This window comes from Pseudarthrobacter sp. PvP004, from assembly GCF_017876035.1.
GTDB lineage: Bacteria > Actinomycetota > Actinomycetes > Actinomycetales > Micrococcaceae > Arthrobacter > Arthrobacter aurescens_A.
Map to the genome: position 1 here is coordinate 2631155 of NZ_JAGINL010000001.1, position 20570 is coordinate 2651724.

Below are 20570 nucleotides of genomic sequence, written 5' to 3' on the forward strand. Positions count from 1 at the left end.
CTAGTCCTCCACTTGGTACGCCACGGGGCCTTCGGGCTCCGTGGCGAGCCTGATGGCTTCAAGATTTCCGGCGCTCATGTCCGGAAGCTCGTCCAGCGCGAACCACCCGACGGCCAATGATTCGTCATCGTTGACTTGGGCTTCGCCGGACACGTAACGGCAGCGGAACGTGATGTCCAGGAAGTCGCAGACGTCGCCGTTGGGGAACGTCACCGGCCCCACAACCCCGACGCCGATGATGCGCTCGGTCTCGGCCACCACCGCTGTTTCCTCGAAGATTTCCCGCACGAGCCCGGGCGCAGGATGTTCTCCCGGTTCCAGCATGCCGGTGATGAGTGTCCAATGGCCGTTATCGGCACGCTGGCCCAACAACACCCTGCCTTCGTCGTCAAACACCACTCCCCGCACAGCCGGCAACCAGAGGGGGTCGTTGCCGATCTTTTCCCGTAGTTTGAGCACAAATTCGGGTGCACCCATGGTGTCAGCTTTCCCTAAGTTCGATGGTGGCGTGTGAATTGCGCAAGGTGAGCGTATCGCCGTCCAGCTTCCACTGAACAGGCTGTTCAAAGAGCTGCTCTGTCCAGGCCTGGTAGTCGTCCGTTGGCTCCTGGCAGCCCCTATCGGAGACCATCCTCCACAGCTGCGTCAGGACATCGTTCTGCACCGAAACTGCTACCTGGAGATAATTGCACGGTGTGTGGACGAAAAGGGTCCACTCTCCGTTGGCCTTCCTGGAACTCACCGTGAGCGGGTCTGTTCCGAGCCACGCCACCTCTCCCGTGGCATCGGTTCCCCGCACGGACGTAAACTCGGAACAGCCCAGCGGGCCGCCTTCACAGGGTGTCAAGGGTATCTGCGTCGGGTCTGGCTGTTGCTCAGTGCCCGGTTGTTGCGTCATCCCCGGTTGTATCCCGGATCCCGAGGTCACCCCAGGATCGTTGACTGCTTGCCCGCATCCGGTCAGCAGGACGGCACAGGAAATGGACGCTCCAAGCAAGAAACCCAAGCTGTTCCGTCTCACTGCACCCTCCAACGCCCTCAACCACGTCCGAACACTCGCTGGGCTAAGCATGACCCAGCCCGGTGAACGCCGAGAATACGGGGAGCGTTGCAATTTGGCCGCAGTTGGGCCGGGACGAGTGGTGACTGGCTTCACGCAGGAAGGATCAGCATTGCGGCAGCCGCGCCCGCCAGCATGAACGGGCCGAACGGGATGGCCGAGCGCAGCGTGCCTCGCCGGGCCACCAGGATACCCAGGCTCCACAGCCCTCCCAACAGGAAGGCCGCAAACGTCCCGGCAAAAATGTGGCTCCACCCCAGGTAGCCCAGATAGAGGCCCAGCACTCCGGCCAGCTTCACGTCACCGAAGCCCATCCCCGGCGGGTGAACGAGCCGAAGCACAAAGTAGAACAGCCAGAGCACGGCACCGCCGGCAATTACACCCAGGCCGGGTACACCCAAGAGCACAGCCCCCGATGCACCCTCCGTGGGTGCATCGGCGAAGTACGCCAGTAGGGCCGCAGCCAATAACAGCACTCCAGCCACCGCATAGGACGGGAACACAATCCGGTTCGGCAGCAGGTGGCTCCGGATGTCTATCACCGTGAGCCGCACTGCCATCACCATGAAGTACAGGCACGCGGCCGCCACGAGCCAAAAGCCGAGCGGGCTGTCCGTCCAGAGGTCTGAGAGTCGTCGGATCACCTTCGGATGCTATCCCGCTTTGGCGATCCGGCCCGCTTGAACGCGTGGGTAAACTGTGGATATGGGGCGCTATAGTGCAGCTGGACCGGGTTTTGACTTGTCCTCCACATTCCGCAATCTTTGCCGTTCTTCGCCGTGGAAGTGGACCAGCCTCCGCTTCGAGTACCTTGAACGGCCCGCGTCCGGGGCCACCATGGTCCGGGCCTGGCTCAGGCGCCCGGGTGCACTTCGCCTCGAGACCCCGGACGGCCAACTTCTGCACAGCACCACCGGCATCAACGATTCCCGGGACGATCTTTACGTCAGTGCCACACGGCGTTCGTGGCTACTTCCGGCTCATCTTGTGACGCCCGTTTATGACGACGCCGGCCTGGTCCGCCGGCGTCCCGAGGCCGCCTACGGTGAGCCCTCCTTTGGTAACGGTCGCCTCGCCGCCGCACTCGATCCCGTGGAACTTGCCGGCAATGCACCTGTCCCTTTGGAGTTTCCTGACACCAATCCCGTCTTCCTCGAACAAACCCGTGAGGTGGACCATGAGGGGCGCCCGGCTTTGGAAACCATCGTCACACCAAGCCGGACGTACGTTCCCTCGGACCCAACTGAACCCTTGGCGCACTCCGGCCGGACAATGATCAGGATCGACACCGGCACCGGCGTTTGTGTCGCCAGCGAAAGCCTGGACGGAGACTCCGCAGGCAAAGGCCACTGGCTCAGGATCCTTGCAGTGGACGAGTACATGCTGGACGACCTTTTCCTTGCGGAATCGATGAACCTCACGGACGTCCGGCGCCACATCTCATGGGATATCGGCCCGGCCGCCTGAGAGCTACCCGCCATCCGGGCTAAGCTACGGCGATGACATCGCTGGCAGAAATATGGCCCCCGTTCGGACTCACCCTCACCACCCCGAGGCTGACCCTCCGTCCCGTTCTTGACGACGACATCCCTTCAGCCGTAGCGGCGGCCCGCTCCGGCGTGCACGAACCCGGAAGGAGCCCGTTCAGCATGCCGTGGGCAGAACTTCCAGACGACGAACTCGCCCCGAACATGGCCCAGTGGTATTGGCGCTGCCGTGCCAATTTCACGAAGGAATCCTGGACCCTTCTCCTCGGAGTCTGGCACGAGGACGAACTCCTGGGCGTTCAGGACATCGGTGCCAAGAACTTCCACACCCTCAAAACAGTCAGCACGGGCTCATGGCTCAAGCGGTCCGCGCAGGGCCAGGGCTTCGGCAAGGAGATGCGTGCCGCCGTCGTAAGCTACGCCTTCGATTACCTGGACGCGGAAGTAGCCGAGTCCGAGGCAGCTGTCTGGAACCAACAATCCCTGGGCGTCTCCACCGCCCTGGGCTACGAACTCAACGGCATCTTCCGCGATGGCTGGGGCGAAAAAGTGGAAACGGTCCAAAGAGTCCACCTCACCCCCACCACCTTCAAACGCCCCGCCTGGACCCTCAAAGTCCAAGGCCACGAAGGTCTAAAAACCTACCTCAAGCTCCAGGGGTCATGACAGGACGGCGAGCAAGGCGAAGGCCAGGCATCCGGCAGCGTGCGTCAAAGCGAGGAACGAGCTAGCACGCAGAGGATGTCTGGCCTTCGCCTTTCGTGCAGCGAGGTTAGATCTCCGCCCCTTCGAGCAACTCCGTCACCAGGGCAGCAATAGGCGACCTCTCGGACCGGGTCAGCGTGATGTGCCCGAACAGCGGATGTCCTTTGAGCGTCTCTACTACTGCGGCCACGCCGTCGTGCCGCCCTACCCTGAGGTTGTCGCGCTGGGCGACGTCGTGGGTGAGGACGATCTTGGAGTTTTGTCCGATGCGGCTCATGACGGTGAGGAGCACGTTTTTCTCGAGTGACTGTGCTTCGTCCACGATCACGAAGGCGTCGTGGAGTGAACGTCCGCGGATGTGGGTCAGTGGGAGGACTTCGAGCATGCCCCGGTCCATGACTTCTTCCACGACTTCCTGGCTGACGAGTGCCCCGAGGGTGTCGAACACTGCTTGCGCCCAAGGGTTCATTTTTTCGGATTCGGAGCCGGGGAGGTAGCCGAGTTCCTGGCCGCCTACTGCGTAGAGGGGGCGGAACACAACTACTTTGCGGTGTTCCCGGCGTTCCAGGACGGCTTCCAGGCCCGCGCAGAGGGCTAGCGCGGACTTGCCTGTGCCTGCGCGACCACCGATCGAGACGATGCCGACGGCGGGGTCCATGAGGAGGTCGATGGCGAGCCGTTGTTCTGCTGAGCGTCCGTGGAGTCCGAAGACGTCGCGGTCGCCTTTGACGAGCCGGACTTGTTTGTCTGCCCCTACCCGGCCGAGGGCTGAGCCGCGGTTGGAGAGGAGAACGAGTCCGGTGTTGACGGGGAGTTCCGCGGCTGCGGGGATGAAGGCTGGTTCGTGGCCGTAGAGGGTGGTGATTTCTTCTTCGGTCGCGTCCACTTCGGCCATGCCGATCCAGCCGGAGTCTTTGACGAGTTCGTTTCGATATTCGTCGGCGTGGAGCCCCATGGCGGAGGCTTTGACGCGCATGGGGAGGTCTTTGGAGACAACCGTGACGTTGTGGCCTTCGTTGGCCAGGTTTTTGGCGACGGCCAGGATGCGGCTGTCGTTGTCGCCTCCTCGGAATCCTGCGGGGAGCACCTCCGGTGAGATGTGGTTCATTTCCACCCTGAGGAGTCCGCCGACTTTCCCGATGGGGATGGCGTGGTCCAAGCCGCCGTGTTCGATCCTCAGATCATCAAGGAGCCTTAGGGCTTTTCGGGCGAAGTAGCCCAGTTCGGGATCGTGGCGTTTTCCTTCCAGTTCGCTGATGACCACGATGGGGACGATGACTTCGTGTTCGGCGAAGCGCAACAGTGCGTGTGGATCGGATAGCAGGACGGACGTATCGATCACGTAGCTGCGGCCTGTGGCGGACGTTGTGGTCCGCGCTTTTTGTGAGACCCGCTTGGCGCGAGAGGTAGCTGCACTTTCCCCGTCGGAAACCATTGCGGGCAGTTGCTCAGAAATAGCCACATCGACTCCAGCCCCGGGCAGTTCGCCCGGCCTAATGGTGAAGCGGCTCGGCCGGAAGGCCGGGCGTGGCCTCCCATGTAACTGGTGCGATGGTCCGCTCCATATACTGGCCTCCCCGATCAGCGGGCGGTTTTGCCTGCTGATGGGATTAACGTAATCCTCGCCACATTCATTTCCGCAATCCGTGGTCGGCAAGTCGTATGTCCGGTTCGTTAAATTTTGGTGAACCGGGGCGCGTTCAGGTTCCGAACCGCCGTTGGCGCCCGGCGTAGTCCCTGAGGGCGCGCAGGAAATCGACCTTGCGGAAGGCCGGCCAGAGAGCTTCGCAAAAGTAGAACTCGCTGTAGGCGCTTTGCCACATGAGGAATCCTGAGAGCCGTTGCTCGCCTGAGGTACGGATGACGAGGTCAGGATCGGGTTGGCCGCGGGTGTAGAGGAACTTGGAGATGTCGTCCACCGAAAGTTCATCTGCGACGTCGGACATTTTGCGTCCTTTGGCGTCGGCGTCGTGCAGTAGTTCGCGTACGGCGTCGACAATTTCGCGGCGGCCACCGTAGCCCACTGCCACGTTCACGTGGATCTTTTCGTGGACGGGGGTACGGGCCGTGAGTTTGTTGAGGCGCTCGGCCAGGTAGTCCGGCAGGAGTTCCGGCGCCCCCATGGCGTGGACGGAGACGTCTTCGTCTTCGTCGAGGCGGTCCATGGTGTTGGCGATGATGCCCATGAGGAGATCCAGTTCTTCACCGGAACGGCTCATGTTGTCCGTGGAGAGCATGTAGAGGGTTACAACCTTGACGCCGAGTTCCTGGCACCACCCGAGGAACTCGTGGATCTTGTCCGCGCCCGCCTGGTGCCCTTGGCTGGTGGGTGCGTTGAACTGGCGCGCCCACCGTCGGTTGCCGTCCACCATGACGCCGATATGTCGAGGGATTCTGTCCTGCTTGAGGGAGCGCAGCAGTTTGCGCTCGTAGAAGCCATAGAGGAAACCGGGCAGCTCCACCGGACTCTCACCTGACTTCCTTGCTTGTACGACGACGGCGCACATCCAAGGCTACCGTCCCGAGCAACCGGGCCGGTGCAGTCGCCGGTCAAAATCGCTTCACTATTTGTTACCAGCAGGTAACTTACCGAAACGTAAGTTATTCTTGACCCATGGCTGAGCTCCTCGAAACCAAGCCCCTATGGCGTGGATGGATCCACGCCGTTGCCGCTCCTTTTGCACTGGCGGCAGGGATCATCCTGGTGACGGTTGCCCCCACCCCTGATCGCAAGATCACCTCCGCCATCTACGGCCTAACGGGATTCCTGCTGTTTGGCGTCAGCGCCGTTTACCACCGCGGAAACTGGTCGCCCAAGGTCCGAATGCTGCTCAAAAGGCTGGACCACACCAACATCATGCTGGTAATCGCCGGCAGCTACACGCCCTTGGCATGGTCGTTGCTGGAGCGCTCACAGGCCATTACCTTGCTGTGGCTGGTCTGGTCCGGAGCGATAGTCGGCGTGCTCTTCCGGATTCTGTGGACACACGCTCCACGCTGGCTGTACGTGCCCGTCTATATAGCCCTGGGCTGCGGAGCGTTGTTCTACCTCCCCCAGTTCTTCGCCGCCAACGCCCCGGCAGCGATCCTCATTTGCGTCGGCGGCGCCCTGTACATCGCAGGGGCGGTGTTCTACGCCCTCAAGAAACCGAACTTCAGCGTCCAGCACTTCGGCTTCCATGAGCTGTTCCATGCCTTTACGGTGCTGGCTTTCGCGGCCCACTTCGTGGCGATCATGCTGGCAGTGCTGAGCTAGCTTCCCTTTGGCCGGCTAGGAAGCGCCCGACGCCATGGCTGCCAGACGGGCCTGGACCGCAGCCACATCGCCCAACGGCCTCTCGCACACCATGTCGCGGCACAAGTAAACCTGCGGTGATCCGTCCGGCGCACCCGATCTGTGGAGCAGCAAAGGGACCTCGGCCTCCCCCGCCGGGGACCCGCCGTCGTCCGACTGCAAAGCGACCACCAGGCCGGGGCTGGGAGACTTCAACAGCGCGCTGTGCAGCTCGCGCCGCAGCGGCGAGTCGTAACCTGCGACGGCGGCCTCCACCGGCCCTGCAAGCGCAGCTTGCGCGGTGGCCAGCAGCCAACCGGCCACACGCGGTGCGCGTGTGGCGAGGGGCGGGAGCAGGCCCAGGATATTGCCGGCCATGAGCCGGTGTTGGTGGGAACCGGAGTACGCGGCGTAAGTCAACAGGGCGCCAGCGAACCCGGCGGCGCCACTTGGGGTGGCATTATCGAACGGGTCCAGGGCTGCGTGCTGCCCTTGGGCGTTGAAAACCTGTGCGGACTCCCCCGCAGAGTCCGCCAGATGACCGTTCTCCACAAAGCGTGAACATGCTGCCAGGATGAGCTCCTCAGCCAAGCGGTACCACCGCTTGGTGCCCGTGACAGCATAGAGGGCCAAGAAGCCCTCCGTGCAGAATGCGTAGTCCTCAAGAAGACCACCAATGCCCCGCGCACGCGAATCGTGCGAAACCCGGACCAGCACCTGCGAACTGCTGTCCCAGTGAACGTCCGCCAAGTACTCAGCTACGGCTTCTGCTGCAGCAACCAAGTCCGTGCGGTCCAGAATGGCACCCGCTTCCGCGAGAGCTGCCACAGCCAGGCCGTTCCACCCGGCCACCACTTTCTCATCCCTGGCTGGCTGGTTCCGGAGGTTACGCGATGCCAACAGCACCGGCCGGACGCGTTGCCATAGCCTGCTCTCGGCGTCGGTCAACGTCCGCGCAGGGTGAAGCGGCGAGCCAAGCTCCGAAACGGTCCCCCGGGCACCAACGTTCATCATGTCCGCCACAGCCTCGGCGTCACGCGGGCCAAGAGCTTCCCGGAGCGACTCGGGAGTCCAAAGATACGTGGCGCCCTCGTGATGCACGCCGCCCACTACGGTATCGGCGTCCAGGGAGGAGGCCAGGGCGCCGTTGGGCAGCTTGAGGGAGTCCACCATCCACTCGGCGCACCTCGAGGCCACGGATGCAGCCTCGCCCGCCGTGAAGACCTCGTTGCCGCCAAGCCGGACCCAGTGGGCGTAAAGCCGCAGCAGCTGCGCATTGTCGTACAACATCTTTTCAAAGTGCGGCACAGACCAGTCTGCCGTCACCGAGTAGCGGGCGAATCCGCCATCGAGCTGGTCGCGCAAAGCCGAGCGGGCCATGCCCGCCAGCGCGCGGGCTGCCATGTCGCGGGCCTCGTCCGCAGTATCGGACGGTGCCGCCGCATGCCTGATGAGGAACTCAAGAACCGCCGACGGCGGGAACTTGGGAGCGCTGCCGAAGCCACCGGCGTCGGGGTCTTCTGAGCGGGCCAACAGCGCTACGGCCTCCGGGAGAACGTTTGCGTCCAGCACTTCAGGAGGGCCATCGAACCGGACAGCGCCGCCCAGCTGGGCACCGGCCATGTTCGCAGCCAGTCCCCTTGCGTTCTGCTCCACAGCATCGCGGCGCTCCACCCACGCCTCATGGACGGCCTCCAGCACGTTTCGGAAGGAGGGCCGGCCAGGCAAGGGAACCGGCGGGAAGTAGGTCCCCGCGTGGAAGGCGAGCCCGTCCGGGGTGAGGAAGACGGACATGGGCCAGCCCCCTTCGCCACTGATGGCCTGGGTAGCCGCCATGTAGACGGAATCGACGTCCGGCCGCTCTTCCCGGTCAACCTTGACCGGGACAAAGTGGGCGTTCAGGTAATCGGCGGTTTCCTGGTCTTCAAAGGATTCGTGAGCCATGACGTGGCACCAGTGGCATGCTGCGTAGCCGATGGAGAGGAACACCGGGACATCGCGCTCGGCAGCAAAGGAAAAGGCCTCATCGCCGAAAGGACGCCAGAAGACGGGATTGTCCGCGTGCTGGCGTAAATAGGCAGACGGTTCCGACCCCAGGGCGTTACTTGCCCCGGGCCAGTCCGGCCCGCCGGTTTCAGCGGGGCCGCCGGTTTCAGCGGGGCCGCCGGTTTCAGCGGGGCCGCCGGTTTCAGCGGGGCCGCCGGTTTCAGCGGGTCCGCCGGTTTCAGCGGGTCCGAGGGCCGCCATCGCCATTCTCTTCAGTGGGGCTGCCGGCCTCGGCAGGGCTCCCTTCCCCGGCGGCTTCGTCCGCCTCGGCGGCCAGGCGCGCTTCCTCCACCTGGGCCCTGTAACGGACGCGGCGGATCCTGCGGACCATATCCACGATCAGGAAGGTTGTGAGGATCACGATGAAGGCCGTGAGGACGAAGCCCCACGTACCCGGCGTCACCTGATCCTCGGACAGGCCGGGCCGCAGCGTGCCCGTGGGATCAGGCGACGGAGTGACGGTCAGGGCAAGAATCAACTGATGCACTTTCAAACCTTCTATGGGAGCTGGTGCGTGCCGACTGGCAGCGCGTAGCCGGGAAGCTGATTGGCCGCACGGAAATTTCTACGATCGATAGAAACTACCGGCGCTCCTATCTTATCCCCGCGAAGAGGTCCTTCTCGGGCAGCTCTGAAGGCACCGTGGACTTGATCAGGGTGTAGTCCTCCCACGGCCAGACGGTCCGCTGCAGATCAGGCGATACCGCGAAAAAGAAGCCGAGGGGATCGATCTGGGTCCGGTGTGCGCGCAGGGCGTCGTCCCGGGCCTCGAAGAAATCACCGCAATCAACCTGGGTGGTGGTTTGGTGCCCTGCCACCGGAGCTGTGTGACCTTCCGCGTCGGCCTCCAACCACGCAGCAAGCCGCTCGGCATACGGCGATTGCAACCCGGCTTCTTCCAACGCAAAATGCAGCGCACGGAATCTTTCGGGGCTGAAGGCGCGGTCGTAGTAAAGCTTGCTGGGCGCCCATGGCTCACCCATGCCGGGATAGCGCTCAGGATCGCCTGCGGCTTCAAAAGCTTCCACGGCAACCTTGTGGGCCATGATGTGATCCGGGTGGGGGTAGCCACCGTTTTCGTCATAGCTGAGGATGACGTGCGGCTTGAACTTACGGACCAGCCGAACCAAGGGCGCCGTGGCACGCTCCAGTGGCTGCAGGGCGAAGCATCCCGGCGGCAGCGGCGGGAGGGGATCTCCTTCAGGAAGTCCTGAGTCTACAAAACCGAGCCAGCGCTGCTGGATTCCAAGGACCTCGGCCGCGTTGGCCATCTCAAGGCGCCGGGCACCGGCCATGTCCCGTTTGGGGTGGGGTGCATCCTCCAGGGCGGGGTTCTGGATATCGCCGCGCGAGCCGTCCGTGCAGGTGGCAACCATGACGTCTACTCCCGCGGCGGCGTACATCGCCATGGTTGCTGCGCCCTTGCTGGACTCATCATCCGGATGGGCGTGGACGGCGAGCAGCCGCAGCTGCTGCTCGGAACTGCTGGACGCTGTCACGTGACGGCTCCTCTTTCATGGATCGCGCTTTTGCGGGGCGGTGATGGGGCGCCGGGATCGGCACTAAACTGGACGGGTGACTTCAGAGGACCTATCGGCCACCCAAGTACCGGCAAGCAACAGCCTAGCCAATCGATACGGCGGTCAAAAGCGCGCCATGACCCGCAAAACCAAGCGGAACATTGTCATCGCCGCCCTGGTCCTCGGGATTGCGTTCGCCGCGTACGTAGCAACCGGCTCGGCTCAGGCCCCGGTCACGTTCAAGGACATCGGTTACAGCACCGTGGACGATACCCAGGCAGAAGTGGACTACCAGGTGACTAAATACCCCGGAGCCACGGCCAAATGTGCCATAAAAGCCCTGGATTCCAAGTTCGCGGTGGTTGGCTGGAAGGTAGTGGAGATCGGCCCCAACGATCCCCAGGACGATCCCGATGGCGGCAGCACCACCATGCAGCGGACAGCCCTGAGGACCGAGTCCCCGGCAGTCTCCGGAGTTGTGGACAATTGCTGGATCGTGGACAGCGGTAAATAACAATCGTGTGACCCACGACTCAACCGGTTTGGGTTCGTCCAAAGGATTTACTACAATGGATGAAACCTTCACCCCGTTAAGTTGGTTACTGAGATTCATGAGTGGCCAACTCGGCGGGGTCTTTTGCATTGTCAGATCTAGAGGAGAAATCCGTGTCTACCACCAATAGCGCCACTGCGGCTTGGCTTACCCAGGAAGCTTTCGACCGCTTGCAGGCTGAGCTGGACCACCTTTCCGGCGCTGGCCGGGCGGAAATCGTCCAGAAGATCGAAGCTGCCCGCCAGGAAGGCGACCTCAAGGAGAACGGCGGTTACCACGCTGCCAAGGAGGAGCAGGGCAAGATCGAAGCCCGCATCCGTCAGCTCACCGCACTTCTGCGTGATGCGCAGGTGGGCGAAGCCCCCGCCGACGACGGAATCGTTGAGCCCGGAATGCTGGTTGTTGCCCGCATCGCAGGCGACGAAGAGACGTTCCTGCTGGGCTCCCGCGAAATCGCCGGAGATTCCGATCTTGATGTCTTCAGCGAAAAGTCACCCCTGGGTGCGGCCATCATCGGCCACAAGGAAGGCGACAGCCTGAGCTACGTTGCCCCCAACGGCAAGGAAATTCAGGTGGAGATCGTCTCCGCCAAGCCCTACGTCGCCTAAGCAGCGGCTAAACCGGCCTGAAATACACGACGCCGGCCCACCCCTTCGCGGGGCGGGCCGGCGTTTTTTCGTGCCCGGCCCAACCAACCGGGTCAGGCGACGAGCTTGGATTTGGGACGAAGCAGGACGGCGGCAATCACACCACCCACGGCCCCGCCGAGGTGCGCCTGCCAGGAGACGTAACCCAGCACCGTGGGCAGCACCCCGAAGAGGATACTGCCGTAAGCCATGAACAGAACCACGGAGAGCAGGATCTGCCACCAGCTGCGGTTGAAGAATCCCCTCACCAGCAGGAACGCGAAGAAACCGAACACCAGTCCGGAGGCTCCCACCGTCACGCCTCCCCCGCCAATCAACCACACCGCCAGCCCTGATCCGAGCCAGCTGAAGGCCAATGCCGTGATGAACACCCGGATTCCGGACAGGAACACCAGGAAACCGAAAATGATCAACGGCAAGGTATTGGACAGCAAATGGTTCAGGTTCGCGTGCAGCAAGGGAAACGTCAGGATGTCCAGCACGCCGTCCATGGAACGTGGGCGCAGGCCGAAAGTCGAGTTGAGCCCATGGCGCATCAAGGTGTTGAGGATCTCGATGACGTAGAGCAGGATGACGAATCCGCCCATGAAGAGCAGTCCGCCTTTCGCCCGCCCGGCGAGCGACTCCCTAGCCTCTTCCTTTGAGCCCTCAGGCATTCCGAGCACCATGGGCGCCCCTCCCGTCAGTGCACCACGATTGGTTGGAAGCCCTCGGCCCGGAGTGCACCGAGAACCTGCTCGCCGTGTTCGTGGCCTTTGGTTTCCAGGTTGATAGTGATGGAGACGTCACCCATGCTGATGGAACCACCCAAGCGGGTGTGGTCCAGGCCAGTGACGTTGGCATCGTTTTCAGCGATGATACGGGCAATGGTGGCCAACGAACCCGGCCGGTCATCGAGCATCATGCGGACCGTCATGAAGCGGCCTGCGGCCGACAGACCGCGCTGGATGACTTTGAGCATCAGCATGGGATCGATGTTGCCGCCGGAAAGCACGACGGCGGTGTTCCCCGGGTTTTCGATCTTGCCGTCCATCAGCGCAGCTACTCCGACGGCCCCGGCCGGCTCAACCACCATCTTGGCGCGCTCGAGCAGGAAGATCAGGGCCCGGGCGAGGGAGTCCTCACTCACGGTGACCACATCGTCCACGAGCTCGCGGATGATGCTGAAGGGCAACTGCCCGGGACGTCCTACGGCGATGCCGTCGGCCATGGTGGTGACCTTCTTCAGAGGCACCAGGGCATCAGCGGCGAGGGACGGCGGGTACGCGGCGGCGTTCTCGGCCTGGACCCCGATGACCCTGATTTCGCGGCCGAGCTCTTTGGCCTTGGCCTTGATGGCCACAGCCACACCTGCCAGCAGCCCGCCGCCTCCTACACCCATGAGGATGGTGTCCACGTTGGGGATTTGGTCCAGGATTTCAAGCCCGATGGTGCCCTGACCGGCAACGACGTCCACGTTGTCGAAGGGGTGAACAAACACAGCGCCTGTTTCGTTGGCGTAGCGCTGCGCTTCCGCAAGCGCTTCGTCCACGTTGTGGCCGTGCAGAACGACTTCAGCGCCGTGGCTGCGCGTGGCCGCCAGCTTGGGCAGGGCCACGCCGAGCGGCATGTAGATGCGGGCATTGATGCCCAGGCTCTTGGCGGCTACAGCCACACCCTGGGCGTGGTTGCCTGCGGATGCCGCTACTACGCCGCGCTTCTTTTCGTCGTCCGTCAGCCGGGCCATGCGCACATAGGCGCCCCGGACCTTGAACGAGCCGGCACGCTGCAGGTTCTCACACTTGAAAAAGACGTTGCCGCCCACGAGGCTGCCAAGCGCACGGGACGACTCCACGGGAGTCTTGGTAATAATGCCCTCGAGCAGCTCCTGCGCCTTGAGGACATCGTCCAGCGTGACGGGCAGGGTTTCGAGGGTATTCACTGACTATTCTCCTTTGTTGGTGTTGGCTTGAGGCTCCTCGACAGAGGTGCTCCCCGAAGCCTTGGTCTTGCCGGCGACGCCCTTACCGAGGCGGGATTCGGGCCGCGGGAGGTGGACCTCCTTGAAGTTGGCGTCGCCGCCTGGCCCCGCCGAGGCGGCTGCCGGCTGGAGTTCCACACCGCCCAATCCTTCATCATGTTCCCACGTCCGGCCCGCAATGTAGCGAACTGCCGTGTTTACTACGGCGAGCAGCGGGACTGCGAACAGGGCACCGGGGATGCCTGCGAGGTATGAACCGGCGGCAACCGAGAGGATCACAGCCACAGGATGCAGCGCCACGGCCTTGCCCATGACCAGCGGCTGCAGGATGTGGCTTTCAAGTTGCTGCACTACCAGGACGATTGCCAGCATGATCAGCGCGTTGATGGGTCCGTTGGCCACAAGGGCGAGCAGGACCGCGATGGCACCGGTGACCAGGGCACCGACCACCGGAATGAACGAGCCGATGAAGACGAGGACCGCCAAGGGCAGGGCCAACGGGACTTGGATGATGGCCGCACCAACGCCGATGCCCACGGCATCCACGAACGCGACGAACATCTGAATCCGCACGTAGCTGACCATGGACGTCCAGCCCCGGCGCCCGGCGCCATCGGTGGCCCGTCGCGCGCTCTTGGGCAGGAGCCGGACCAGGAAAGCCCAGATGCGGGGGCCCTCCAGCAGGAAGAAGATCAGAATGAACAGGGCCAGGACAAGCCCCGCCGCAAAGTGTCCGGCGGTGCTGCCGAAGGACAATGCCCCGCTGAGGATGCTGCTGCTGTTGTTCTGGAGCGCATTCGCGCCATCGGAAATGTATTGGTCTATCTGGTCCGCAGTGAGGTGCAGCGGGCCATCTGCCAACCAGGTCTGAATCTGTTGGATGCCTGCCAGCGCCTCTTGCCAGAGCGCACCGAAGCCCGTGACAAGTTGCCTGCCCACCAGCGCAAGGGCACCACCGATCACGCCGATGAAGCCCAACACGGTGATGGCGACTGCTCCTCCGTTGGGCACCTTCCGGTTGCGCAGCCAGGCCACCACAGGATGCAGGAGGCCGGCCAGCAGCGCAGCAACCATCACTGGAATGATGAGGAAGCTGACCTTGCCCAGCAGCCAGACCATGGCGCCGATCATGAGCAGGATCAGGCCTGCCCGCCAGGACCAGGCTGCAGCAATGCGCACCCCGTAGGGGATGTCTTCGGCAATTTGGCGGTCTGAACGTGTTTTGGCGTCCGGTGTTGGCGTCATGAACCCATAATTCCGTAGGGCAGGCCGTATGGGAAACCGGCTCTCACTTCCGAGACATTCGGTGGCATTTACGGGCGAAGAGCCTACAGGGATGCCGCAATTCCCCAGCGCATGGTGAAAGCTTCTCCGGGTGCCAGCCAGCGCAGGCCATCGCCGCTGTTGAACGCGTTGGCCGGCCCTGTCATGGGTTCGATGGCCACGGCTTTGGATCGGCCCGGGAAGGTGTCTGTGACGAAGACGTGGACGTACCGGCAGCTCTCATCCTGTTCAAGGCTTACGCTGCGGCCATCCGGCGCGGTCAGCGTATGGCGCGCTATGCCGCCGTCGTACGTCAGGTCCGTCAAGGCGACATCCACCAGCAAGCTGCCCACCACCGACCCGCCGGAGAAATCGTACTGACCGTCTGCGGGAGCGGTGCTTCGCGGAATCAGTCGCTCGTCCGCTACCAGTCGAGTGCCCGCATGCACCGTCAGGACCAAATCCTCGGGGGCGACATCGCCGACGCGCAGGTACGGGTGGGCACCCAGGACAAAGGGCGCCGTGCTCTGCGAATCGTTGATCAACGTCTGCGAGACACGGAGGTCTCCGCTCTGGTCGAGTTCGTAGCGCACCAAGTGCCGCACCAGGAACGGGTAGCCGTGCTGGGGGAAGACTGTGGCTTCCAGCGTCACGGAAAACTCGGATTCGTCCACCAACACGTACCCGGTGTTGCGCAACAGGCCGTGGCTGGCGTTGTTGCGTGAGGCCTCGGTGATGTCGAGTTGCTGCTTCTTGCCTTCCAGGTACCAGATCCCGTCCTCTACCCGGTTGGCCCAGGGCGCCAGGGTGATGCCCGTGGCACCGGGCGAAATTTCGTCGTCGCCGTAGCTTTCGGTCAACTGGACTCCGCCCCGGGAGTAGAGTCGCAGGCCGGCGGCGAGCTCGGTGACGACGGCGAGCGCATCGCCCCGGCGGAGCTCGAACTGTCGGCCCGTGGCGAAGCGGCGGGACTCGGATTGATGGGTGCTATCGGCTGGCGACGGGGAGGCAGACATGGCAATACCGTACTGCATTGGAGAACCGTCATGACGCGGCAAATGTTAGCTTTTGTTAGAAACTATGCGTTTTTGGTCACTTGTGGAATGATGTAGTTATGAGCCGCATCACCAGCACCCGCCTCGCGGACAGCCGAGAGCTGATCTACTTCGACGACCCCGGAACCCCGGAGCGAACACCGGATTCCTTGGTGGACCACCGCGAGCTTCCCGCCCGTGGCGAGCCGGGCGAGGTGCGTTATGACGCTTTGTCCGGTGACTGGGTAGCGGTAGCTGCCCATCGCCAAACCCGTACGCACCTTCCCCCTGCTGATCAGTGCCCCATCTGCCCCACCACTGCGGCGAACCCTTCCGAAATCCCGGCCTCGGACTATGACGTGGTGGTGTTCGAGAACCGCTTCCCTTCCCTGGGCCCGGCATTGGGCGATATTCCCCCGGTTCCGGCTCCCGGGCATTCCGGTCACAACCTCAAGGGAGCGGCATACGGTCGCTGCGAGGTAGTTGCCTTCACACCGCAGCACACTGGCTCCTTCGCCGAACTCGGCCAAACCCGTGCCCGCACCGTCATTGAAGCATGGGCCCAGCGCACCGAAGCATTGAGCGCCCTGCCCGGCATCAAGCAGGTGTTTCCGTTCGAGAACCGCGGTGCGGACATCGGCGTCACCCTGCACCATCCGCACGGCCAGATCTACGCGTACCCCTATGTGACTCCCCGTGCCGCCCAGCTCGGGGCGGTAGCCCGGAAGTACTACGACGACGTCGACGCGAAAGAAACGCTCGGGGCCTCGCTCCTGAAGGCTGAACGCGAGGACGGCAGCCGCATGGTCCTGGAGGCCAAGCACTTCAGCGCCTACGTGCCGTTCGCGGCGCGCTGGCCTTTGGAAGTTCACCTCGTTCCGCATCGCAGCGTCCCCGACCTCGCGGCCCTCACAGGGGAAGAACGCGATGAGCTTTCCCACGTCTACTTGGACCTGCTGAAGCGCCTCGACTCCCTCTACCCCACCCCCATGCCGTACATTTCGGCCTGGCACCAGGCACCACTGGACCCGGTTCTTCGCCCGGCGGGCCAGCTGCACCTGCAGCTGACGTCACCTCGCCGCGCTGCCGATAAGCTCAAGTATCTGGCCGGCTCCGAGGCCGCCATGGGAGCGTTCATCAACGACACCACACCCGAAGCGGTGGCGGAGCGCCTGCGCAGCGTCGCCGCAGCACCGGCTTCAAACAAGACCTTGGAAGGCACACGAGCATGACCACCACCACCGACACCGGCGTCCTCGCCGCCCGCTTCCAGGAAACGTTCGGCGCAGCTGCCGACGGCGTGTGGCAGGCACCTGGACGGGTCAACCTGATCGGCGAGCACACGGACTACAACGAAGGCTTTGTGCTGCCCTTCGCCATCGACAAGACAGCAAAGGTGGCTTTGCGGGTCCGCGACGACTCCAGGGTTCGCATGCTGTCCACTTTTGGCGGGCACGGCGTGGTGGAGGCTGACCTCGCGGACTCGGAGCCCGGATCCGGTGAGGGGTGGTCACGCTACCCCCTCGGCGTCGCCTGGGCACTCAAGGAACGTGGCATCCAAGTCCCCGGCTTTGACCTCCTGCTGGATTCCGACGTTCCCTCCGGAGCGGGTCTGTCGTCGTCACACGCCATCGAGTGCGCCGTCATCTCGGCCCTCAACGAGTTGACCGGCGCGGGTTTCGCTGCCGAAGACCTGGTGCTCGCTACCCAGCGCGCCGAGAACGTGTTCGTTGGCGCACCCACCGGGATCATGGACCAGTCAGCATCCTTGCGCGGCGCCAAGGGACACGCGGTGTTCTTGGACTGCCGTGACCAGCATGTGGAGCTGGTGCCGTTCGACGCAGAAGCGTCGGGCTTGGTCCTGTTGGTCATCGACACCAAGGTGTCGCATTCGCACGCCGACGGCGGTTACGCCTCCCGCCGCGCATCCTGCGAGTTGGGTGCCGAGATACTTGGCGTCACAGCACTGCGCGACGTCGGCGTAGAGCGTTTGGAGGAAGCCTCCGGACTGCTGGACGAGACGACGCTCCGGCGCGTCCGCCACGTGGTCACCGAAAATGATCGCGTACTTCAGACAGTGGAAACCTTGGGCAAGCTGGGTCCCGCCGCCATCGGGGAGTTGCTGGACGCCAGCCACGTTTCCATGCGCGACGATTTTGAGATCTCCTGCCCGGAACTCGACCTTGCCGTGGACACATCTCGGGCCAACGGTGCCATAGGCGCCCGCATGACGGGCGGCGGCTTCGGCGGCTCAGCCATCGCATTGACGCCGGTGGGCCAAGAGCAGCAGGTTCGTGACGCCGTCGTGCGTTCCTTCGCGGAGGCGGGGTTCACCGCACCGGACATCTTCACCGTCACCCCGGCTGCGGGAGCGCTTCGCCTGGCCTGACGCGTTCAGTTCCACCGCGCGAACGCCCGGCGTCCCATCGGATGCCGGGCGTAAGCTGGGGCCATGACTGAGGCTGTCATCGTTGCTACTGCCAGAAGCCCTATTGGCCGTGCCTTCAAGGGTTCCCTCAAGGACGAACGTCCGGATGACCTGGCCACCGCCATGGTGCGGGCCGCCCTCGCAAAAGTTCCAGGCTTCGATCCCGGCGCGGAGGACGGCCAAGGCTTGGACGACATCCTGCTGGGCTGCGCTGAACCCAGCGGCGAGGCCGGATCCAACATGGCCAGGGTTGTGGCGGTACTCGCCGGGCTGGACCGCGTACCCGCAGCCACCATCAACCGCTTCTGTGCATCCAGCCTGCAAACCCTTCGGATGGCCTTCCACGCCATCAGATCCGGGGAAGCCCACGCAATCGTGTCCGCCGGGGTGGAGAGCGTGTCCAGGTATCAGGACTGGTCCGGTGCCGGCGAAACCGATACCGCCAACCACAACCCGCTGTTCGAAGCAGCGGGCCAACGCACTGCGGCACGGGCGGCCTCCAACATCCCGTGGACCGACCCTCGGCTCGGCGGGCGACTACCAGACATTTACATCTCCATGGGCCAGACTGCCGAGAACGTCGCCACGAGCTACGGAATCAGCCGGGCCGAGCAGGACGAGTGGGGTGTCCTGAGCCAGAATCGCGCCGAAGCCGCCATCGCCTCAGGGTTCTATGCCCGCGACATCTCGCCCTACACGCGCAAGGACGGAAGTGTGGTGGAGCGCGATGACTCACCCCGAGCCGGGGTCACTTTGGAAGCCGTCTCCGCGTTACAGCCCGTGTTCCGCGCGGAAGGCACCGTGACTGCAGGTAATGCCTGTCCGCTTAACGACGGGGCCGCGGCTGTGGTGGTGATGAGTGACGCGCGCGCCCGTGAACTCAGCCTGCAACCGCTGGCGCGGGTGGTTTCAACAGGCGTCAGTGCCCTTTCCCCCGAACTCATGGGCATGGGACCCGTGGAATCGACGCGGCGGGCCCTTGCCCTGGCAGGACTGACAATGGACGACATCGACCTCGTTGAGCTCAACGAAGCCTTCGCCGTGCAGGTGGTGGCGAGCGCCCGTGAACTGGGGATCGATCCTGAAAAACTCAACGTCCATGGTGGCGCCATCGCTCTGGGCCATCCCTTCGGCATGACCGGGGCCCGGATGACCAGCACTCTCCTCAACGGGCTCAAGGAACGCGACGGAACCCTGGGGCTGGCCACGCTGTGCGTCGGCGGAGGCCAGGGCATGGCAGTGGTCTTTGAGCGCTTGAGCTGAGGGCTGCCACGCGCGAGGGGTTGGATATCGACCCTTTGAGCCCCTCTTACTCCCGAGACCTCGCCCCTCACGAACGCAAAAATGCCCCCGAAGACTCTTCGGGGGCATTTCGCGTTGACGGACTCAGAAGAGTTAGTCGTCGCCTCGCAGGATTGCCAGCAGACGGATGATTTCCACATAGAGCCAAACCAAGGTGACGGTCAGGCCGAAGGCGGCAACCCAGGAGTAACGCTCCGGGGCGCCGGCGCGGACGCCTTCCTCGATGCTGGTGAAGTCCATGATCAGCGAGAATGCTGCCAGGCCGATGGCGAGGATGCCGATGAAGACACCCAGCGGGATGCCGAAGATCTCGACGCTTGTGCGGAGACCGAAGGGCTCCTGCACAGCGCCGGTCCACATCATCACCATGTTGATCAGTGCGAAGACCGCGTAACCAATGGTGGCGATCAGGAAGAAGCGCATCATCTTCGGGGTGGCGCGGACCTTGCCGCTCTTGAAGAGCACCAGGGTGACGCCGAAGACTGCCAGCGTGCCGATGACGGCTTGGAGACCGACGCCGGGGTACATGCCGTCCAGGATTCGGGTGAGGCCTCCAAGGAACAGACCTTCAAGTCCGGCGTAGGCAAGGATCAGGGCCGGTGACGGCTGCTTCTTGAAGGTGTTGACCAGGGCAAGGACGAAGCCGCCCAGTGCACCAACGATCATCAGCATGGTGGAGAGGCCGGGAGCAACGAACAGCGTGACCCCAGCACCGATGATGAGAACCACGAGGCAGGCGACGGTCTTCATGATGACGTCGTCATAGGTCATGCGGCCGGTGTCGGCCGGGCCGGCAGCCGGCTGGTTGTACATCTGCTGCAGCTGCTCATTGGTCATGTTCTGCTGCTGGGCAGACCATGCTGCATGGCCGTCCATGACCTGGCTCGGTGCACGGCCGGGTGCCTGGTTGAACTGCTGGCCGTACGGGTTCTGCGGTACAGGCGGGGCCTGCGTTGCTCCACGGAAATTCTTTCCGTTGAAGACTGGGTTTCCGCCAAGTGCCATTGCGGGTGTCCTCCTGAAAAAGGGCTAGTGATAGTTCACGGTACCAATTACCACGCGCGCGCGGCAGGGAAAGTTCCCTTGTTCACCCAGACGAAACTCAACCGTGACAAGAAAATGGACCAGCGGCTTCCCCCAAACGTTTAGGAGCACCCCCAAACAACAAAGGTTTACTTAAGCGTTGCTACATCAGTAGTTGCCTATAGCTTCACAGTTGTTATCCGATCGCGATCTTCACAGCCCCGAACTGGGCATTCATTGACCCCACCGAGCGGTAACATAAACCACA

The 20570-nt window shown here is 63.4% G+C and carries 21 protein-coding genes; 8 read left to right on the plus strand and 13 right to left on the minus strand.

Annotated elements, in window-relative coordinates; genetic code table 11:
* The 3 genes from J3A64_RS11735 to J3A64_RS11745 all read right to left on the minus strand — a co-directional run bounded on the left by J3A64_RS11735 (position 1) and on the right by J3A64_RS11745 (position 1704).
* Complete coding sequence (locus tag J3A64_RS11735) at positions 1 to 477, minus strand: NUDIX domain-containing protein (RefSeq protein ID WP_011774026.1); 477 nt, start codon at positions 475 to 477, stop codon at positions 1 to 3.
* Positions 478 to 481: 4 nt separating this feature from the next.
* Positions 482 to 799 (minus strand): META domain-containing protein, encoded by a 318-nt coding sequence (locus J3A64_RS11740; protein WP_014921109.1) that lies wholly within the window; start codon positions 797 to 799, stop codon positions 482 to 484.
* A 353-nt stretch (positions 800 to 1152) separates the two neighbouring features.
* Positions 1153 to 1704: a prepilin peptidase gene (locus J3A64_RS11745; protein WP_014921108.1), complete on the minus strand. Its 552-nt coding sequence runs from the start codon at positions 1702 to 1704 to the stop codon at positions 1153 to 1155.
* A gap of 61 nt (positions 1705 to 1765) precedes the next feature.
* Here J3A64_RS11745 and J3A64_RS11750 point away from each other — a divergent pair, with 61 nt between their 5' ends.
* Both J3A64_RS11750 and J3A64_RS11755 read left to right on the plus strand, forming a co-directional pair.
* Positions 1766 to 2527, plus strand: coding sequence for a hypothetical protein (locus J3A64_RS11750; RefSeq protein WP_051024918.1), 762 nt, complete (start codon positions 1766 to 1768; stop codon positions 2525 to 2527).
* A 32-nt stretch (positions 2528 to 2559) separates the two neighbouring features.
* Positions 2560 to 3213: a GNAT family N-acetyltransferase gene (locus J3A64_RS11755; RefSeq protein ID WP_210064357.1), complete on the plus strand. Its 654-nt coding sequence runs from the start codon at positions 2560 to 2562 to the stop codon at positions 3211 to 3213.
* Positions 3214 to 3319: 106 nt separating this feature from the next.
* Here J3A64_RS11755 and J3A64_RS11760 read toward each other — a convergent pair whose 3' ends face one another.
* Both J3A64_RS11760 and J3A64_RS11765 read right to left on the minus strand, forming a co-directional pair.
* Positions 3320 to 4714, minus strand: a complete 1395-nt coding sequence (locus J3A64_RS11760; protein ID WP_210064358.1) for a PhoH family protein — start codon at positions 4712 to 4714, stop codon at positions 3320 to 3322.
* 238 nt (positions 4715 to 4952) lie between these two features.
* Entirely contained in the window at positions 4953 to 5759 is an 807-nt protein-coding gene (locus tag J3A64_RS11765) for an isoprenyl transferase (protein WP_011774021.1), read from the minus strand.
* A gap of 107 nt (positions 5760 to 5866) precedes the next feature.
* On the opposite strand from J3A64_RS11765, the gene J3A64_RS11770 reads away from it, so the two are divergent.
* Positions 5867 to 6508, plus strand: a complete 642-nt coding sequence (locus J3A64_RS11770) for a hemolysin III family protein (protein ID WP_011774020.1) — start codon at positions 5867 to 5869, stop codon at positions 6506 to 6508.
* A gap of 15 nt (positions 6509 to 6523) precedes the next feature.
* On the opposite strand, the gene J3A64_RS11775 is transcribed toward J3A64_RS11770, so the two are convergent.
* From J3A64_RS11775 to mca, 3 genes are all read right to left on the minus strand, one after another.
* A complete protein-coding gene (locus J3A64_RS11775; protein WP_286176276.1) occupies positions 6524 to 8773 on the minus strand; it encodes a thioredoxin domain-containing protein in 2250 nt (749 codons plus the stop codon).
* The gene (locus J3A64_RS11780; RefSeq protein ID WP_210064359.1) at positions 8751 to 9059 is read right to left on the minus strand and encodes a hypothetical protein; all 309 of its coding nucleotides are present in this window, start codon (positions 9057 to 9059) and stop codon (positions 8751 to 8753) included. Before J3A64_RS11780 ends, J3A64_RS11775 begins: the two co-directional genes overlap by 23 nt.
* Before the next feature lie 106 nt (positions 9060 to 9165).
* Complete coding sequence (gene mca / locus J3A64_RS11785) at positions 9166 to 10071, minus strand: mycothiol conjugate amidase Mca (RefSeq protein ID WP_043469917.1); 906 nt, start codon at positions 10069 to 10071, stop codon at positions 9166 to 9168.
* Between the two features lie 76 nt (positions 10072 to 10147).
* Between mca and J3A64_RS11790 the strand changes: the two genes are divergently transcribed.
* A complete protein-coding gene (locus tag J3A64_RS11790) occupies positions 10148 to 10606 on the plus strand; it encodes a DUF4307 domain-containing protein (RefSeq protein ID WP_011774016.1) in 459 nt (152 codons plus the stop codon).
* A gap of 152 nt (positions 10607 to 10758) precedes the next feature.
* Positions 10759 to 11253: a transcription elongation factor GreA gene (greA, locus tag J3A64_RS11795; protein ID WP_011774015.1), complete on the plus strand. Its 495-nt coding sequence runs from the start codon at positions 10759 to 10761 to the stop codon at positions 11251 to 11253.
* Between the two features lie 92 nt (positions 11254 to 11345).
* Here the strand turns inward: greA and J3A64_RS11800 are convergent, their stop codons facing one another.
* The 4 genes from J3A64_RS11800 to J3A64_RS11815 form a co-directional block, all read right to left on the minus strand.
* Complete coding sequence (locus J3A64_RS11800; RefSeq protein WP_011774014.1) at positions 11346 to 11960, minus strand: rhomboid family intramembrane serine protease; 615 nt, start codon at positions 11958 to 11960, stop codon at positions 11346 to 11348.
* A 14-nt stretch (positions 11961 to 11974) separates the two neighbouring features.
* Positions 11975 to 13213, minus strand: a complete 1239-nt coding sequence (ilvA, locus tag J3A64_RS11805; protein ID WP_011774013.1) for a threonine ammonia-lyase — start codon at positions 13211 to 13213, stop codon at positions 11975 to 11977.
* A gap of 3 nt (positions 13214 to 13216) precedes the next feature.
* Complete coding sequence (locus tag J3A64_RS11810) at positions 13217 to 14497, minus strand: AI-2E family transporter (RefSeq protein ID WP_011774012.1); 1281 nt, start codon at positions 14495 to 14497, stop codon at positions 13217 to 13219.
* Between the two features lie 83 nt (positions 14498 to 14580).
* Complete coding sequence (locus tag J3A64_RS11815) at positions 14581 to 15549, minus strand: aldose 1-epimerase family protein (protein WP_011774011.1); 969 nt, start codon at positions 15547 to 15549, stop codon at positions 14581 to 14583.
* 80 nt (positions 15550 to 15629) lie between these two features.
* On the opposite strand from J3A64_RS11815, the gene galT reads away from it, so the two are divergent.
* The 3 genes from galT to J3A64_RS11830 all read left to right on the plus strand — a co-directional run bounded on the left by galT (position 15630) and on the right by J3A64_RS11830 (position 19240).
* On the plus strand, positions 15630 to 16781 hold the full coding sequence (gene galT / locus J3A64_RS11820) for a galactose-1-phosphate uridylyltransferase (protein WP_043805900.1): 1152 nt from the start codon (positions 15630 to 15632) through the stop codon (positions 16779 to 16781).
* Positions 16778 to 17938, plus strand: coding sequence for a galactokinase (gene galK, locus J3A64_RS11825; RefSeq protein WP_011774009.1), 1161 nt, complete (start codon positions 16778 to 16780; stop codon positions 17936 to 17938). Before galT ends, galK begins: the two co-directional genes overlap by 4 nt.
* Before the next feature lie 63 nt (positions 17939 to 18001).
* The gene (locus tag J3A64_RS11830; RefSeq protein WP_210064360.1) at positions 18002 to 19240 is read left to right on the plus strand and encodes an acetyl-CoA C-acetyltransferase; all 1239 of its coding nucleotides are present in this window, start codon (positions 18002 to 18004) and stop codon (positions 19238 to 19240) included.
* Between the two features lie 132 nt (positions 19241 to 19372).
* Here the strand turns inward: J3A64_RS11830 and J3A64_RS11835 are convergent, their stop codons facing one another.
* Positions 19373 to 20284, minus strand: coding sequence for a Bax inhibitor-1/YccA family protein (locus J3A64_RS11835; protein WP_210064361.1), 912 nt, complete (start codon positions 20282 to 20284; stop codon positions 19373 to 19375).
* Positions 20285 to 20570 lie beyond the last annotated feature (286 nt).

Excerpts from the sequence above, each read along its gene's own strand:
- J3A64_RS11800 (WP_011774014.1), bottom strand. The coding sequence starts at position 11,960 with ATGGTGCTCGGAATGCCTGAGGGCTCAAAGGAAGAGGCTAGGGAGTCG.
- galT (WP_043805900.1), top strand. The coding sequence starts at position 15,630 with ATGAGCCGCATCACCAGCACCCGCCTCGCGGACAGCCGAGAGCTGATC.
- J3A64_RS11735 (WP_011774026.1), bottom strand. The coding sequence starts at position 477 with ATGGGTGCACCCGAATTTGTGCTCAAACTACGGGAAAAGATCGGCAAC.
- J3A64_RS11770 (WP_011774020.1), top strand. The coding sequence starts at position 5,867 with ATGGCTGAGCTCCTCGAAACCAAGCCCCTATGGCGTGGATGGATCCAC.
- J3A64_RS11755 (WP_210064357.1), top strand. The coding sequence starts at position 2,560 with ATGACATCGCTGGCAGAAATATGGCCCCCGTTCGGACTCACCCTCACC.
- J3A64_RS11830 (WP_210064360.1), top strand. The coding sequence starts at position 18,002 with ATGACTGAGGCTGTCATCGTTGCTACTGCCAGAAGCCCTATTGGCCGT.
- J3A64_RS11750 (WP_051024918.1), top strand. The coding sequence starts at position 1,766 with ATGGGGCGCTATAGTGCAGCTGGACCGGGTTTTGACTTGTCCTCCACA.
- galK (WP_011774009.1), top strand. The coding sequence starts at position 16,778 with ATGACCACCACCACCGACACCGGCGTCCTCGCCGCCCGCTTCCAGGAA.
- J3A64_RS11815 (WP_011774011.1), bottom strand. The coding sequence starts at position 15,549 with ATGCAGTACGGTATTGCCATGTCTGCCTCCCCGTCGCCAGCCGATAGC.
- J3A64_RS11835 (WP_210064361.1), bottom strand. The coding sequence starts at position 20,284 with ATGGCACTTGGCGGAAACCCAGTCTTCAACGGAAAGAATTTCCGTGGA.
- J3A64_RS11765 (WP_011774021.1), bottom strand. The coding sequence starts at position 5,759 with ATGTGCGCCGTCGTCGTACAAGCAAGGAAGTCAGGTGAGAGTCCGGTG.
- J3A64_RS11810 (WP_011774012.1), bottom strand. The coding sequence starts at position 14,497 with ATGACGCCAACACCGGACGCCAAAACACGTTCAGACCGCCAAATTGCC.
- J3A64_RS11775 (WP_286176276.1), bottom strand. The coding sequence starts at position 8,773 with ATGGCGGCCCTCGGACCCGCTGAAACCGGCGGACCCGCTGAAACCGGC.